Consider the following 16,047-nt stretch of genomic DNA (forward strand, 5'->3'; position numbering starts at 1 on the left):
AGATCTCTCATAGAGTAATCTAGTAAGACACCTTGGAGAAGACGAGGTTGATAGGTCGGGAGTGTAAGTACAGCAATGTATTCAGCGGACCGATACTAATATGTCGAGGGCTTGACTAAAGAAAAGCCCAATCTTAAAGAAAAATTCTTCTGTGGAAGTTTTGAGGGTACAAGCTCTCAAAAAAGAATAATCCGGTGGTGATGGCTAAGGGGATCCACCTGTTCCCATCCCGAACACAGTAGTTAAGCCCTTATACGTCGAAAGTACTTGGCTGGAAGCGGCCTGGGAGGATAGATAGCTGCCGGTTAGAAAAATAAGACCCATGCATAAGCATGGGTCTTATTTTTCATGTTGGTAACTTGAAATTCTGCCATGAGGATATGGAGCAGCACCCAGTGAAAACAAGCGCTATGCGCGCAGTTTGAACTGTAGGTGCTGCCCACTCAAGGGCTGCCCAAGAGCCAGCGCATAGCGCGCAGCGATTGGTTGCAGCCTACTGAGGATAGCTGTCAAGTGTTCTGCTAACGACAAAGTTCTACTCGCTTGCCAACCTACAGTCTTGGTGTTATGATAGTAGATACATCGAAAGTGAGGTGCTATATGCTATACAAAGCATTTTATAATTCTAATTTAGGGCAGATAACCATGCTTAGCGATGGTCAATACATAACTGACTTGCGCTTTGAACAGGATAGATTTTATGATAACTACAAAGTAGAACAAGCCATGGAAGCAGATCTATCAATTTTTGAGCTGACGAGAAAGTGGTTGGATACTTACTTCGCTGAAAAAGAGCCTACCTTTACTGTTCCTATTAAGCTGGAGGGCACGGAGTTTCAAATGCAGGTGTGGCAGCTGCTGCAAAAAATTCCTTATGGTATTACAATTACCTACAAAGAATTGGCGGACAAAGTAGCGTTGATTAGAGGGCAGCAACACATGTCTGCTCAAGCAGTAGGGAACGCTGTAGGACGTAATCCCATATGTATTATCGTCCCCTGCCATCGTGTTATTGGTGCTAAGAAAAAATTAGTTGGCTATGCCAGCGGTGTTGATATTAAAGCCGCTTTATTAGCTAGTGAAGGAGTTTTAGACGTTGAATACTAAAATATGTTTACCTGTTCTTGCTTTAGCTATCGGCCACATGGTTACAGATATGCAGGCTGGGGCACTTCCTATCGTTATGCCCCAATTGAAGGAAATGTTTTCTTTGAGCTATTCCCAATTAGCTGCTATTGTACTTTTACAAAATGTTATGTCTTCTGTTATTCAACCTGCTTTCGGCTATTTGACTGATAGACATTCATTACCACGCTTATTGCCTGTATGCGCTGCTTTGGCTGGTGCTGGATTTGCTTTAGTAGGGTGGATTAGTTCGTATACCTTGCTTTTGGTGACAGTTATTTTTATTAGCTTAGCTAGTGCTACCTATCATCCCCAAGCGTCGAAAACAGTTAACTTTTTAAGTGATGACACCAATCGCGCTCAGAATATGGGCATTTTTTCTTTAGGCGGCAATGCAGGTATGGCTGTAGGCTCTTTGCTCATGACTTTTCTTTTAAGTTTGGCAGGCGGCATTCATAACACTGTTTATTTTGTTATTCCCGGTCTTTTGGTTTTTGGTTTGATGACAAAATGTATGCCTGACTACCAGCGTGTAAATTTGGAGCACGCTGTGCTGCAAGCCAAAAAAGCTGCTAAAGGCGCAGAGGAGAAAATATCTTATTTTAGCATTTTCCTCATTCTTTTCTATATCTTTATGCGTTCTTCTATCCATTCCGGTATTTCTACCTACCTACCCTTATTCTTTATGAAGTTCCGCGGTTTTGAGCCTGTCTTTGCCAGCAGCTTAGTTTCCGGATTCTTACTTGGTGGTGTAGCAGGAACATACGTAGGTTCCGTCCTTAGCGATAGGCTGGGAGCACGCAAGATTTTAATTGGCTCTATTACTTTAAGCATTCCTGCAATTTTCTGCATTACTATTGCTACAGCGCCCTGGGCTGCTATGGTGTCCGTTGTAGCTTCCGGGTTCTTTATTATCGGCTCCTTTTCTACTACTATTATTTTAGCACAATGCATGATGCCCAATAATGTAGGCATGGCTGCCGGTCTGACCATTGGCTTTAGTGTTGGTTTAGGCGGCTTTGGCGTAACTATTTTAGGCTATTTGGCAGATACTTTTGGACTGCCTATAGTAATGCAGCTTTTAGCATGGTTACCCATTGTTGCAGCCATTATAGCAACGAGGATTCCTATTCCTAAAAGTTTACAGAAATGAGGATGCACTATGGATCAAAATAAGAAAATGGGGATAATCTATGGTTTAGCCTCCTATATTATTTGGGGCGTGCTCCCCATCTATTGGCGTCAACTACAACACGTTCACGCTTTTGAAATATTAGCAAGCCGCTTTCTTTGGTCGGCAGTCTTTGTCTTTGCGTTGCTGTTAATTACAGGCAAGCTCAAAGTGTGCTGGGAAGAAACTAAGGAGATTTTTTCCACAGTACAAAGCGGTGTCCGTATGGTATTGGCAGCTATTGTGATCAGCTTTAACTGGGGTATTTTTATTTGGGCAGTAGAAGCAGGGCGGATTGTGGAAACAAGTGTCGGGTACTACATCAACCCTTTGGTCAGTGTGCTTTTTGGCGTGATTTTCTTGGGAGAACGTTTGAACCGTTTGCAGGTTATTGCAGTTATTTGGGCTGCCCTTGGTATCGCTTATATTGTAGTCCAAAACGGTTCCCTGCCTTGGATTGCTGTAAGTTTGGCTGCTACCTTCGCTTCCTATAGCTTGTTGAAAAAAGTTATCAAAGCCCAGGCACTGACCACCATTATGATTGAAACGCTTCTCATTTCGCCTTTGATGCTGGGGTATCTCTATTATCTCTCCCTCCACGGAGGCAATGTGTACCAAAGCTGTGATACCAGGACTTTTCTCTATCTAGCTGGCGCAGGTGTAGCTACAGCGACGCCGTTATTGTTATTTACAGCTTGTGCAAGACTCCTGCCTTTGTATATGGTAGGCTTTATGCAGTATCTGTCCCCTTCTATTACTTTGCTTATCGGTGTCTTTATTTATGGCGAAGCTTTTACGATGACCCATGCTGTTTCCTTTGGCTGCATTTGGATTGGCCTAGGGTTTTTCACTTGGTCCCAACTGCGCAAGCAATAAACTGATATTACGTTCACTTTGAAGCTTATTGTCAGCAGAATTGCTAAATTGACCGTTGTCCTCATGTTTACAGTGCCCCACTATATCTAGGGCTGTGGAAATGTTGGGGAATATGTTACTAAAGTTATCCACAGTTTGTGTATAAGTTGTTGATAAAAGTGGAAAAAGGGCTTAAATACGCCATTTTTGCCAAGGTTGCTCAGTGGATAACCTGTAGATATCTAGAAGTTATACACAAATTCTGTGGATAAGTCTGTGAATACTGTTGATAACATCGGTGGAAAAGTGTTGGCAAAGGGGAATATTTAGAGATAAGGCGCTTTTCAGTACAGTAAAAAAGGCGTATTTTGTATACAAACGCAGGTTTTTTACAGGAACTTTGCAGTTTATGCTTGCTTTAATAGGCAATTTTAGAGATAATATTATTATGACTAATTATGTAATGATGGAGGCAATGTAAATGGCAATTAAACAAGTTGCGGCTTTGGCTGCTTTGCAAGAGGTAGCAGGCCAAGTTATTGATAAATCTGTATGCAGTGTGGAAAACTGCTGGCTGGCTTTGGTAGAGACTGCTGAAGGCCGTCGTTTGGCTGTGGCAAGCCAGGGTGAAAGCACTCTGTGCAAACTTTTGAAAGAAGTGGATAAGGCAGAAGATGTTAACGGCATCCATGTTGATGTAGCAAAGCTTAATGCTAACAACGCTGCTGTAATCCGCCGTTATGTAAAATGGGCTGCTCCCAGTGCTTGCGGCACTCGTGGCACCAGCGTGGGCTTCAGCGACTGGCTGGGCGCTGCAGATGCCTATGTTACCGATTTATTCGCAAAACGCCAGCTGAAACCTGTTTTGGTAGACTATACTCCGGAGGATAGCGCTGTTCTGGGACGTAACTTCTTGGAAGCAGTGGATACCGCTACTTGGGGCGTTCTGGCTGCAGGCTATAAAGAAGGCTACGGCGCTAACGCTGCCGGGCTGAAGACTGAAGAGGATATCGTTAAAGCTTTGCTCTATGGATATTCTATGATTGGCTTTGACTGCAGCGAAAAGATTAACTTGGACATTGAAAAGTTGTCCGATGAAGCTGTGGAAAAACGTTTTGCTGATTTCAACGAAACCTTCCAAGCAGCAGTTAACGCTTCTTATCTCAATGCTGAGTTTAAAGTAGGTAACAGCAAAGTTTCCTTTACTGAAAACCAACTGCACCGCATTATTCTGGAATATGGCGAAGCAATTATGCATATCCAGTTCATCTATAACTCCTATCTGAAAAATACTCCTTGGGATATCGACTTTGAGCTGTACCTGTCCAAGCCCGGTAAAATGCTCACTCCCCAAGAGCATTACCTGATTGCTAACGAATTGGAGCGTAATGGTATTAAATTGGCAGCTATCTGCCTGGATCCGCTGAACGAACAGGAAGCATTGGCTGATAACCTGCAGCTCCATTGCGACATTGCTTCTACCTTTGAATATCGTCTGAGCTTCCGTAATGCGGAAATCGGCCTGGCTGATCCTGCAGCAGCTATGAAGTATTCCAAAGGCAAGGTACACTTCAAACTGAACAACATTCTGTGGATGAGCGCTGTAAAACTGATTGCAGCTAAAGACGCTGCGTTGTACGCTAAAATTGCGGAAGCAGCAGGTGCTGAACCTGTAGCCGCAGACTGCATCTGCCACAGTGATGCTTGCAAAACTTTCGCTTTGGGCTATGGCAAAGTGCTGGATCCCAAGGGTGCAAATCTCTCCCCAGAAATCAAGTCCTTCCTACATGGACATAGCAACGAATATGCAGACGCAATTCGCGAAAATGTTGGCAATTACTTGAAAAACCTGTAATTTTTTACAGAAAAAGTGTTGACAATCCTCTAAAAAAGGAGTATATTATTTGTAATTTCAAATCGACCCATAAAGGTTATGATTGGGAACAAAGATAAGCGCGAAGCCGCAGAGAGCCGGTGGTTGGTGTAAACCGGTACAGAGCCTTGTTGATTAAATCACCCATGAACTCGTCAGCGAAAGTTTAACAAGTAGACTGATGCGCAACGGATGCGTTATTTCCGAGCCGGTTGTTGGACTGGTGCGAAAGTGATAAATTAGGGTGGTACCGCGTAACCATACGCCCCTACTTGCAGATGCAGGTAGGGGCTTTTTTGATATTGAAATGCTTGTAAGGAGGATGTAAAGATGTTTGCTAGATTGCTTGTAACCGGACAAAATGATGAGACTTTGCTGCCGAGAATTTTACGTGTGCTTTCCAAACAAGGCGCTCAAGTGCGTTCTTTGAAAATGGATGCTGAAGAAGATAGATTACAGTTAGATATCCAGCTGCAGGATGTGGTTGCTGCGCAAGTAGCAAAACTCCTGAGCAAGCAAATCAGTGTGGTATCTGTAAATACTGTAGCCTAAGGAGGGCAAATAGATGAAGTTAAAGGGTTCTCAAGCCATCATCAAGGTGTTGCTTGAGCAGGGTGTGGATACAGTCTTCGGTTATCCCGGCGGGCAGGTTATCCCCCTCTACGATGCGCTGTACGATGCGCCTTTGAAAAATGTACTGACTGCCCATGAACAGGGCGCTATCCACGCTGCTGACGGCTATGCCCGTGCCAGCGGCAAGACCGGTGTCTGCATTGCTACTTCCGGTCCCGGTGCGACCAATATCGTCACCGGTTTGGCAACTGCCTATTTGGACAGCGTGCCTTTGGTAGCCATTACCGGACAGGTTCCTGTGGCCAACCTTGGTCGCGATTCCTTCCAAGAAATCGACATTGTGGGCGTAACCGTGCCCATCACTAAATACAACGCTCTGGTACGCAGAAGCGAGGATTTGGTGCCTACCTTGCGTAAGGCTTTCGCCATTGCTAAGGAAGGACGTCCCGGTCCTGTACTGGTAGACGTACCCAGCAACCTGCAGGTAGCAGAACTGGAATGGCCTGAATTAGAAGAAAATGAAACTACGGAAGAAACCGTGAAGGCCGATGAGGGGAAATTACAAGAAGCAGCACAGGTGCTCAACGGAGCCAAAAAACCCGTGCTTTTGGTAGGCGGCGGCGCTTTAAACAGCGATGCCGGCAAGGAACTGGTGGAGCTGGCCGCTAAAGCGGACCTGCCCATTGTCAGCACTTTAATGGGCTTGGGCGTGGTGCCTGCCTCCAATGAACGCAGCTTGGGCATGACCGGTATGCACGGCCACATCGCTTCCAACATGGCAGTGGTCAATGCCGATGTCTTAATCGTAGCAGGCAGCCGTTTCAGCGAACGCGTAACCGGCGACCGTACCCGTTATGTAGGGCAGAAGACCATTATCCAATTGGATATCGACCCCTCTGAATTTGATAAGAACATTGCCGTCAGTGTACCGCTGGTAGGAGATATTAAAGAAACGTTGCACAGCTTCCTGCCTTTGGTAGCAGAATCAAAGCACGAAGCTTGGTGGGAACAAGTTAAAGCTTGGGATGCTACAGAAGACCGTTCCTTGGAAAAAGGCGACCACTTGACCGCTCCTTGGCTGATGAAGGAACTGAGCCGTACTTTTAAAGAAGAAGCGGTTTATGTAACCGATGTTGGGCAAAACCAAATGTGGGCAGCACAGCACTTGGTGGTAGACAAACCCCGCCACCATCTGACCAGCGGTGGCTGCGGCACTATGGGCTTCGGCCTGCCTGCAGCTTTGGGTGCGGCTTTCGCCGTAAAGGATGCCCCTGTGGTGCATATCTGCGGTGATGGCGGTTTCAAGATGACCGGTATGGAGCTGTACACAGCTTGCCGCGAAAACAAGAAGCTGATCAGCATCGTTATCAACAACACCTGCCTGGGCATGGTGCGTCAATGGCAGCAGGTATTCTACGATCAACGCTATTCTTCTACCATTCTCAGTGAGTTTGATTTTATCAACTTCGCCCGCTCCTGTGGTGCGGACGGTATGCAGGCTACAACCTGTGAGGAGTTCCAAGAAGCACTTGCTAAGGCGCAGGCTTCCGACAAACCCTTCCTCATTGAAGCTGTAATCCGCCAAAAGGAAATCGTACAACCTATGGTTGCTCCCGGTGCTGTACTGGACGATTTCGTAGAGGCATAAAGGTAGTCATAAATAAGGGAAATAGGCTATTTATTTAAAAATTAAAATAAAAATAATATTTCAAAGAAGAAAGAGGTAATCACAATGGTACAAATGTATTATGACAGCGATGCAAATCTGGAATTATTGGCAGGCAAAACCGTTGCTATCATCGGCTACGGCTCTCAAGGTCATGCTCATGCCCTGAACCTGAAGGAAAGCGGCGTAGACGTAGTTGTAGGTCTGTACGAAGGCTCCAAATCCTGGGCTAAAGCAGAAGCTGCAGGTCTCACTGTTATGACCGCTGCTGACGCTGCTGCTAAAGCAGACGTTATCATGATGCTGATTCCGGACGAAAAACAAGCTGCTACCTACAAAAAGGACATCGCTCCTAACCTGACCGAAGGCAAAGCATTGGCATTCGCTCATGGCTTCAACATCCACTTCGGTCAAATCGTTCCTCCTGCAAATGTAGACGTATTCATGGTTGCTCCTAAAGGCCCCGGCCATCTGGTTCGCCGTACATACACCGAAGGCAGCGGTGTTCCCGTTCTGGTAACTGCTTACCAAAACTACACCGGTAAAGCTCATGACTTGGCACTGGCTTATGCAAAAGGCATCGGCGGTACCCGTGCAGGCGCTCTGGAAACCACCTTCCGTGAAGAAACCGAAACCGACCTGTTCGGCGAGCAAGCAGTTCTGTGCGGCGGCGTAACCGCTCTGATCACTGCAGGTTTCGAAACTCTGGTTGAAGCAGGCTATGAACCTGAAAGCGCATATTTTGAATGCATGCACGAAATGAAATTGATCGTTGACCTGATGTATGAAGGCGGCATGGCTAAAATGCGTCATTCCATCTCCGATACTGCTGAATATGGCGACTACATGACCGGTAAACGCATCATCACCGACGCTACTAAAGCTGAAATGAAACAAGTTCTGGCAGAAATCCAAGACGGTACCTTCGCTAAGAAATGGCTCTTGGAAAACCAAGCAAACCGTCCGCAATTCAACGCTATGCGTCGTCGTGCTTCCCAACACCAAATCGAAGAAGTTGGTGCTAAACTTCGTGGCATGATGTCCTTCTTGAAAAAGAAATAAGCCGTAGAAAATAGACAAGGCATAAAGATAATAAGGGAAAGAGAAAAGACCGCTCACCGAATTTTTCGGGGGCGGTCTTTGTCGTGGGTGAAAAATTTGCTGTTTAGGGAATAAAGTACTTTTTTATGCTAGCAAAAGTTCCCTAAATTTGCTCTCGTTCCTGCAAAAGAAGTATTTGTTCAGAAGTGGCTTATATGATACAATATTAAGATATAGTGGGATACTATGTATTCATGGAGGCTATAATGAAAGATACTGGAAACAGCGTAGCAATGCCTTTGGTAGCTGCTATGCTGCAATATAAACATGAGGATGTATATCCTTTGCATACTCCCGGGCATAAGGGGGGCAGGGGCATGGAGCGCTTGCTGCGTCAAGAATTGGGCGGCAGCGTAGCCATGGACGTGTCCTTGATGAGTGAATTGGACGATATCCACGAACCGGAAACGTATATTAAGGCGGGTCAGGATTTGGCAGCCCAAACATATGGCAGTGATGCCTGTTTTTGGGCGGTCAATGGTACCAGCCAAGCTATTCACGCCATGCTGCTGACAGCTTTGAATCCGGGCGAGCGCCTGCTTCTGCCGCGTAACGCCCATCGCAGTGTGGCAGGCGGTCTTGTCTTAGGCGGAATTGAAGCTGTCTATTTAGAGCCTGAATACTGCGAAGAGTTCGGCCTGCAGCTGCAGGTTACACCTCCAACAGTAGCGCAGGCGTTGGCTGCAGATAGCGCCATTAAAGCTGTACTGCTCACCAGTCCCAACTACTATGGTGTTGCTGCCGATGTGCGTGCTATTGCGGATATCTGCCATGAACGTGGAGCTGTGCTTTTGGTGGATGAAGCCCACGGACCTCATTTAGGCTTTAGCGATTTGCTGCCTCCTTCCGCACTGCAGTGCGGTGCAGATGCCTGTGCTCAAAGTACCCATAAGATTTTGGGAGCTATGACCCAGTGCAGTATGCTCCATGTGCAGGGTGCTCGTCTTGACTTGCAGCGAGCAGCGGACGTAATGAGTATTTTGACTACTACTAGCCCTAACTATTTGCTCATGGGCAGTTTGGATGCAGCTCGTGCCCAAGTACAGGCTCATGGCAAGGAAATGGCAGAAACTGCAGTGGCGGCAGCAGCGAAACTGCGCAAGCTCTGCAGTTCCTTTACAGGTTTAAAAGTGCTGACGGAAGCAGACTGCTCTGGCCTACGCTTGGATAGCACTAAGGTTACAGTGAACTTTGCTGCTTGGGGTTATACGGGCGTAGAAGTTGGCGATGCCTTCCGTGCCGCCAGAGTGGCAGTGGAATTGGTGGATGCGCAAAACGTTCTCTTTCTTGTGACTTATGCAGATAATACTGCTGATTATGATGCTGCTTTGCAGCGTATAGAAGCAGTGCTGAAGAAATTGGAGCAGCATAAACGTCCACCCTTGCAAGCGGAAAAAGTTGGCAGGGTGCCGGTAACTACTTCCCAAATGACGTTGCGGGAAGTGTTCTTCCGCAGTAAGGTTTCCGTACCTTTGCTGGAAGCAGAAGGGTGCGTTTGTGCTGAGCAGGTAAGCTTTTATCCGCCGGGGATTCCCGTGCTTTTGCCTGGGGAAGTTATTACCCGGGAAATCATCGCTTACTGCGTAGCTATGAAAGCTTTAGGCTTGCCTGTAAGTGGTCCTGCGGATAGTTCTTTAACGCAGATTAGGATAGTGAAATAAGATGAAACAAGGTTTATTGATAACATTTGAAGGCGTAGATGGCGGTGGCAAGTCCACCCAGCTGCAGTTGGCAGCAGAGTATCTACGCGGTTTAGGGTACGAGGTAGTCACTACCCGGGAACCGGGGGGAACGCCGTTGGCGGAACAGGTGCGGAGCATTGTTCTAGATGCCGCGCTGCCCTTGACCACTACTACCCAGACTCTTTTATATTTGGCAGCCCGCAGTGAGCATGTGGACAAGCTGGTGCGGCCTGCTTTGGCAGCAGGTAAAATTGTCTTATGCGACCGCTTTAGTGATTCTACTATGGTTTACCAAGGCTTGTGCCATGGGAAAACTTTGGCAGAATTAGGCGAACTGCGCCAATTGAACCTTTTTGCCACAGAAAACTTGGTACCTGACTTGACCCTTGTTTTTGACGGTCGTCCTGAGGTTCTTGTAGAACGCCGTAATTTGCGGGGCGTAACGGACCGCTACGAGCAGGAAGGGTTGGAGTTCCAACAGCGCTTGCGTGCAGGCTTCCTTACTTTAGCGCAGGCGGAGCCTGAACGTGTCCGTATCGTGGATGCGGAAGGCAGTATGGGAGCTGTGGCAGCCAAGGTGCGCGTAGTATTGGATGAAGCTTTGCAGGTAGCAAAAGATGTGGAATAATATTTTAGGCCATGAACAGCAAAAAGAATTTTTACAGCGCTACTTGCAGGCGAAAGAGCGTCCCCACGCATTGCTGTTTTTAGGAGCAGAGGGCTTGGGGAAGAAGCAGTTGGCGCTAGCATTTGCCAAAACGCTGCTCTGTCCTCAGCATAGCGGTGAAGATGGCTGTGAGTCCTGCCGCTTACTTAATCTGGAAGATGGTAATTTAAGTCATCCTGATTTTCTTTTACTCAAAAGGGAAGCAGATGAAAAGACAGGTCGCTTAAAGGATATCGGTATTGACCAAATCCGTGACCTGACTGGCAAAGCGGCTTTTGCTCCGGTAATGTCCGACCGTAAGGTATTAGTACTTGAGGATGCAGATAGAATGACCGTTCCTGCGGCGAATAGTTTTCTAAAGCTGTTGGAAGAACCACCTGCAGGTTGGGTAATCATTATGCTGGCGACGCGGGAGGACAAGCTGTTGAGCACCATTCTTTCCCGAGTAGTGTGCTTGCGTTTTGCGCCTGTGCCTGTGGCTTTGGTAGAACAGGAGCTGGTACGCAGAGGCTTGGCTGCTGAACAGGCAGCAGTGCTGGCGCGCATTAGCGAAGGCAGTGTGGGTTTGGCAGTGTCTTTGGCGGAACGCCAAGTTTTCGAGATGCGTAAGCAGGCAGTAGCTTTTTTGGAAGCATTGCCGTTGCAGACACCTATGAATTATTTGGCAGGGCGTGTATGGCAGCAGAAGGGCTTTGAACGCCAGCCTGCCTTGCTTTTGTGCCAATTGCTGCAGCTATTGCTGCGCGATTTGTTGATGCTGAAATTGAGGACAGGGAATCCCTGTTACAATCAGGATTTAGCAACTAACTTGGCGGAACAAAGCCGTAATTGGAGTGTTAAAAGTTTGCACGAGGCTTTGGCGGCGGTGCAGGACGCATTTTGGAATTTAGAGAATAATGTAGGTGTGCGTATGGCTTTAGAGGCCATGGCGCTTAAAATAGATAATGCATATAAGGAGTGAGAAAAATGCCGACAGTTGTAGGTATCAGATTTAAAAAGGCATGTAAGATATATTATTTTGACCCGGCAGAAACCCATGTTAAGAAGGGGGATTTCGCTATTGTAGAAACTGCCCGCGGCGTGGAATATGGCGAAGTTGTCATTGGTCCCCGCGAAGTGGAGGAAAGCAGCATTGTCTCTCCCTTGAAACCTGTTATGCGCAAAGCTACTGCTGAGGATGATTTGAAACTGGCGGAAAACAAGATTCGTGAAAAGGAAGCTTTCAACATCTGCCTGCGCAAGATTAAAAATCATGATCTGCCCATGCGCTTGATTGATGTAGAGTTTACTTTCGATGTTAATAAGATTATTTTCTACTTTACTGCTGACGGACGCATTGATTTCCGTGAATTGGTAAAGGATTTGGCTTCCGTCTTCCGTACCCGTATCGAACTGCGCCAAATCGGCGTCCGTGACGAAGCGAAAATGTTGGGCGGTATTGGCAGCTGCGGACGTCCCCTGTGCTGCGCTACCTTCCTGGGGGATTTCGAACCCGTGTCCATCCGTATGGCTAAGGACCAAAATTTGTCCTTGAATCCTACCAAGATTTCCGGCATCTGCGGCCGTTTGATGTGCTGCTTGAAGTACGAAAACCACATGTACTGCAAGGGCTGTGGCGGCAATAACCGCCGTGAACGTGTGGAAGTGCCGAAAATGGGCGCTCTAGTGGCTACTCCCTTGGGCGAAGGCAAAGTAATCGGCATTAACCGCGGCCAACGTACTGCCAGCGTTAAATTAGCACCTGATAATATTGTCCAAGTGGAATGGGATGAGATTGTGGACGCATCCCAAGTGAAAGATGTGTGAGAATAGCAGCCTGCGCTGTGACTATCTGCCAGGCTGTATGTATAAAATTTGGCAGGACGCCAAAGAGTTCTGCTTTACTACGGATGCTGTGTTCTTAGGCAACTTCCCTCATGTGGTGAATAGGGCTAAGGTGCTGGAACTGGGCTGCGGTACCGGTGCCATCAGTATGCTGCTGGAGCATCGCGGTGCTGCCAAAGTAACGGCAGTGGACTGCAATCCCAATATTACTAAGCTGTTGCGCCGTAGTGTGGCAGAAAATGGTTTGGATGCAAAATTTTCCGTAGTAGATGGCGATATCCGTAATTATAAACAGCTTTTCCAACCGGAAAGCATGGATTTGGTTGCAGCCAATCCTCCTTATAGGAATAGCGGTAACGTGCGCCAAATCGGCACTGCTGCCTGCCACGAAGTTACTTCCACTCTGGAAGACTTTTTCCGTGCGGCAGCCTTCACAGTCCGTTACCGTGGCCGCTTCGCTCTGGTGCAGCTGCCGGAGCGCTTTGCCGAAAGTATGCAGCTAGCGTTTAAATACGGGCTACAGCCGAAGCGTTTGCAGTGGGTGCATTCTTCTATTGATAAACCTGCTTGGATTTTCCTGATGGAAATGGTCAAGGGCGGTAGCTACGGTATGGATGTGCTGCCTCCATTGATTATGTACAACAAGGATGGCAGCTATACGGAACAGGTGCAAAAGTTCTACGAAGCAGAAGCTACGCAAAAATAAAAATCAGCATACAAAAAGGCCGTCGGCGTTATACCGACGGCCTAACTCTTTTCTGGAGCGGGTAACGAGACTCGAACTCGCGACACATAGCTTGGGAAGCTATTGTTCTACCACTGAACTATACCCGCAGGGAAAACTTACGAAGAAAACTGCTCCTTTATTATACAGTAAAACTTGTCTTGGTGCAAGAGCTGTTAGAAACTATACTAAATCGTACTATCGTGGCTGGATTAAATTTCCCCCTCATCCATAATGCCGAGTTTGCGTTTCCAATAACGGCTGTAGATGGCAGCAAGGGGATTGTGACCCAGTAAGCGGTCTTTTACTACAAGATTAGTAACGGGACCGGGGCAGTTCATGTTGAAAATGGCATCGTGACCTACGCATAGACCGCAGGAGATGAAAAGTTCCACGCCTTGTTCTGCCAAAAATTTAGCTTGGAACTTGGGGTTGCACATAGCTTCGTGTTCCAGTTCTGGTTTAACTTGCTTCAAGTCTAATTCTTTTTTGGGGAAGGAGCAATTTTTGCAGCATACGCTGTAGAATTCAAAGCCTTGCTGTTCGAAATACTTAGCAATGTAGCGTGCTTCGGCATTAAGACCGATGCAGAAAGCCATGCCTAGTTTTTTATAGCCCATGGCTTTGGCAAATTCAGCGGTTTCTTGCAAACGGCAGATATTGCTGTAGAAGGTGCCTTCTACGTAGGCAGCAGCTTTCATCAGCTTAATTTCTTCTTCAGTGTAGGCTGCTTTTACATCATCATGGGATACGCCTGTGCAATTAACGCCTTTGGTGTAGCAGGCATGGGTTGGGCAAGTAGCGCATTTACATTTCATATGATTACCTTCCTTCAATCATTTTGTTCATAAGTTAATGGTAGCACAAAGGGGCAGAAAAGACAAATTTTTAGGATTAATGGTTCTGTTATGAGGTTATTTCAGCTGTTATTTTTTCGCATGCGATTTTGTAATAGCCGACATCAAAAATAATAATTTTATTATTATTTAAATCTTTATAGCAATAAAATTCGTCTAACCAGATACAGGTAGGATCACCAATCATGCAAATATCATAACAGTTGGAAAAGCGTAATCGAACATTGATATCATTATATTCTAATATCAATGTAGCATTAGTCATATTATGAAAAAAGGCTTTTACTTTACTGTCATGCAAACTAAAATCATTAAGCTTATCCATACCTTCAATCAGGGAGTATGCCTTTTTGAGTATAGCTTCAGTGTTTGCTGTTTTGTCTAATTCGTATTTCAGATAGTTGTAATGATTACGCGCTTTTTCTAACTCTTTATCAGTAGGCTTGTGTACGGCTGTCGCTAAAGCTTTTTCATAAGCTTCCATGGCAGGCTCCATATACTTATGGAACCCGGTGTAAGAGTCAATAGGGCGGTTTTCCTCATACATCATTACGAGGATTCTGGCATATAAAAGCGCATCTTTTTCTGTTGCATGAATTGCGTCATGGTAAGCGCTCCACAAGTGGTACATTCCTTCATCTTCGTTTCTATGCCAGCCTGCTGGTGTTTTTGAACACCACAAGTATTTTGTTGCAGCGTAATAATGCATAGCGATATTTTTCCAAATGCGTTCGTTCTTACTATCCATAATATTATCCTTTCGCAAAAAGAATGTTTATACATTTATTGTATACGTGCTTATAGTAACTGTCAAATAAGGGTTTTTCTGCCTATGTTTTAGTTTTTTATATGCAGAAAAGAAAAATTTCCTGCTTTTTTCTGCATATAAAATTTAAATTTATGTGCAGAAAATATGTTTATATAGGCATAAAAGAGATAAGTGTCTGTAGGTGGATATCTGCTCTATTGTAAAATTTTTTACAAAAAATTTCCTCGCCCTCTTGCTTTTGCCCGTAACCAGTGATATAATATCTAAGCTTGTATATATTATATATACTTCTTCTGCTCCCATATGGGGGCCAAAGTCCAAAGGAGGAGGTGATTTCGTGAAAGCATACGAAGTCATGTACATCGTTAAACCCGTTGAAGAGGAAGCATTTGAAGCAGTTGTTGCTAAATTTGAAAACCTCATCACTGCAAACGGTGGTAATGTAGAAAAAACCGATCGTTGGGGCAAAAAACGCCTTGCTTATGAGATCCAAGACCTGTCTGAAGGCCTGTACGTTCTCGTAACCTTCCAAGCTGAAGCTGCAGCTGTTAAAGAACTTGATCGTGTTATGAAAATTACCGATGAAGTACTGCGCCATATGATTATCAGAAAAGGTGAATAATCAATGAACAAGATTATTTTGTTAGGCAGACTGACTAAGGATCCGGAAGTGCGCTACACCGGAACCGGTAAAGTTGTTTGTCAGTTCACTCTCGCAGTGGACAGACCTTTCGCCAATCAAGACGGCCAAAGAGAAGCTGACTTTATCCCTGTTGTAATCTGGGGTAAACAAGCTGAAACCTGCGGTAACAGTCTCACAAAGGGACAGCGCGTTCTTGTAGAAGGACGCCTGCAAATTCGTAGCTACGACGGTAAGGACGGCAATAAACATTGGGTAACCGAAGTTATCGCTGATCGTTTCGAGTTCATCGAACGTAAAGCGGATGCTGCATCCTATCCCCGCACCGGAGCTGCCGGAGCAACCAGCGCACCTGCACAAGGTGGTTTTAACAATGGTTCTTTCGGTTCCGAAGTTCCCTTTGACGAGAATATTCCATTCTAAAATAAGGGAGGTTATGCAATGAAACGTGAAAGAGGCAGAAGACCCAGAAGAAAAGTATGTTCCTTCTGTGTTGATAAAGTTGAAGAAATCGATTACA

16 protein-coding genes, 1 tRNA gene, 2 rRNA genes and 1 pseudogene are annotated in these 16,047 nt (G+C 45.9%); 17 read left to right on the forward strand and 3 right to left on the reverse strand.

Going from position 1 to position 16,047, the window contains the following annotated elements; genetic code table 11:
• The 14 genes from ACJMM4_RS03705 to ACJMM4_RS03770 form a co-directional block, all read left to right on the forward strand.
• Window positions 1-119, forward strand: a 23S ribosomal RNA gene (locus ACJMM4_RS03705); the annotation flags it as partial.
• Window positions 120-190: 71 nt separating this feature from the next.
• Window positions 191-307 (forward strand): 5S ribosomal RNA (rrf, locus tag ACJMM4_RS03710).
• A gap of 293 nt (window positions 308-600) precedes the next feature.
• Window positions 601-1,107 carry a methylated-DNA--[protein]-cysteine S-methyltransferase gene (locus ACJMM4_RS03715; RefSeq protein WP_405378645.1) on the forward strand — a complete coding sequence of 169 codons (507 nt, stop codon included), beginning with the start codon at window positions 601-603 and terminating at the stop codon, window positions 1,105-1,107.
• The gene (locus ACJMM4_RS03720; RefSeq protein WP_405383121.1) at window positions 1,097-2,278 is read left to right on the forward strand and encodes an MFS transporter; all 1,182 of its coding nucleotides are present in this window, start codon (window positions 1,097-1,099) and stop codon (window positions 2,276-2,278) included. The genes ACJMM4_RS03715 and ACJMM4_RS03720 overlap by 11 nt, the downstream gene beginning before the upstream one ends.
• A 9-nt stretch (window positions 2,279-2,287) precedes the next feature.
• Entirely contained in the window at window positions 2,288-3,172 is an 885-nt protein-coding gene (rarD, locus tag ACJMM4_RS03725; RefSeq protein ID WP_405378649.1) for an EamA family transporter RarD, read from the forward strand.
• A gap of 460 nt (window positions 3,173-3,632) precedes the next feature.
• Window positions 3,633-5,006 (forward strand): tagaturonate epimerase family protein, encoded by a 1,374-nt coding sequence (locus tag ACJMM4_RS03730; RefSeq protein ID WP_405383124.1) that lies wholly within the window; start codon window positions 3,633-3,635, stop codon window positions 5,004-5,006.
• A gap of 348 nt (window positions 5,007-5,354) precedes the next feature.
• Window positions 5,355-5,576: a hypothetical protein gene (locus ACJMM4_RS03735; RefSeq protein ID WP_405378653.1), complete on the forward strand. Its 222-nt coding sequence runs from the start codon at window positions 5,355-5,357 to the stop codon at window positions 5,574-5,576.
• Window positions 5,577-5,589: 13 nt separating this feature from the next.
• The gene (gene ilvB, locus ACJMM4_RS03740; RefSeq protein ID WP_405378655.1) at window positions 5,590-7,245 is read left to right on the forward strand and encodes a biosynthetic-type acetolactate synthase large subunit; all 1,656 of its coding nucleotides are present in this window, start codon (window positions 5,590-5,592) and stop codon (window positions 7,243-7,245) included.
• Window positions 7,246-7,329: 84 nt separating this feature from the next.
• Window positions 7,330-8,325, forward strand: coding sequence for a ketol-acid reductoisomerase (gene ilvC / locus ACJMM4_RS03745; protein ID WP_405378657.1), 996 nt, complete (start codon window positions 7,330-7,332; stop codon window positions 8,323-8,325).
• A gap of 245 nt (window positions 8,326-8,570) precedes the next feature.
• A complete protein-coding gene (locus tag ACJMM4_RS03750; RefSeq protein ID WP_405383126.1) occupies window positions 8,571-10,025 on the forward strand; it encodes an aminotransferase class I/II-fold pyridoxal phosphate-dependent enzyme in 1,455 nt (484 codons plus the stop codon).
• Window position 10,026: 1 nt separating this feature from the next.
• Window positions 10,027-10,674, forward strand: a complete 648-nt coding sequence (tmk, locus tag ACJMM4_RS03755; protein ID WP_405383128.1) for a dTMP kinase — start codon at window positions 10,027-10,029, stop codon at window positions 10,672-10,674.
• Complete coding sequence (locus ACJMM4_RS03760) at window positions 10,664-11,674, forward strand: ATP-binding protein (RefSeq protein ID WP_405383130.1); 1,011 nt, start codon at window positions 10,664-10,666, stop codon at window positions 11,672-11,674. The genes tmk and ACJMM4_RS03760 overlap by 11 nt, the downstream gene beginning before the upstream one ends.
• Window positions 11,675-11,679: 5 nt before the next feature.
• On the forward strand, window positions 11,680-12,519 hold the full coding sequence (locus tag ACJMM4_RS03765) for a stage 0 sporulation family protein (protein ID WP_405383132.1): 840 nt from the start codon (window positions 11,680-11,682) through the stop codon (window positions 12,517-12,519).
• Window positions 12,512-13,243, forward strand: coding sequence for a tRNA1(Val) (adenine(37)-N6)-methyltransferase (locus ACJMM4_RS03770; protein ID WP_405383134.1), 732 nt, complete (start codon window positions 12,512-12,514; stop codon window positions 13,241-13,243). The genes ACJMM4_RS03765 and ACJMM4_RS03770 overlap by 8 nt, the downstream gene beginning before the upstream one ends.
• 53 nt (window positions 13,244-13,296) lie before the next feature.
• Here the strand turns inward: ACJMM4_RS03770 and ACJMM4_RS03775 are convergent.
• The 3 genes from ACJMM4_RS03775 to ACJMM4_RS03785 all read right to left on the reverse strand — a co-directional run bounded on the left by ACJMM4_RS03775 (window position 13,297) and on the right by ACJMM4_RS03785 (window position 14,866).
• Window positions 13,297-13,371 (reverse strand) — tRNA-Gly (locus tag ACJMM4_RS03775).
• Between the two features lie 102 nt (window positions 13,372-13,473).
• Entirely contained in the window at window positions 13,474-14,079 is a 606-nt protein-coding gene (locus ACJMM4_RS03780; RefSeq protein WP_405378668.1) for a DUF1847 domain-containing protein, read from the reverse strand.
• A gap of 88 nt (window positions 14,080-14,167) precedes the next feature.
• On the reverse strand, window positions 14,168-14,866 hold the full coding sequence (locus tag ACJMM4_RS03785; protein ID WP_405378670.1) for a hypothetical protein: 699 nt from the start codon (window positions 14,864-14,866) through the stop codon (window positions 14,168-14,170).
• 358 nt (window positions 14,867-15,224) lie between these two features.
• Between ACJMM4_RS03785 and rpsF the strand changes: the two genes are divergently transcribed.
• The 3 genes and pseudogenes from rpsF to ACJMM4_RS03800 all read left to right on the forward strand — a co-directional run.
• Window positions 15,225-15,509: a 30S ribosomal protein S6 gene (gene rpsF / locus ACJMM4_RS03790; RefSeq protein WP_405378672.1), complete on the forward strand. Its 285-nt coding sequence runs from the start codon at window positions 15,225-15,227 to the stop codon at window positions 15,507-15,509.
• A gap of 3 nt (window positions 15,510-15,512) precedes the next feature.
• Window positions 15,513-15,950: a single-stranded DNA-binding protein gene (locus ACJMM4_RS03795; RefSeq protein WP_405378674.1), complete on the forward strand. Its 438-nt coding sequence runs from the start codon at window positions 15,513-15,515 to the stop codon at window positions 15,948-15,950.
• Window positions 15,951-15,968: 18 nt separating this feature from the next.
• Window positions 15,969-16,047: pseudogene (locus ACJMM4_RS03800) on the forward strand (30S ribosomal protein S18); the annotation flags it as partial.

The organism is Phascolarctobacterium sp. (assembly GCF_045124115.1).
Taxonomy (GTDB): Bacteria; Bacillota; Negativicutes; order Acidaminococcales; family Acidaminococcaceae; genus Phascolarctobacterium_A.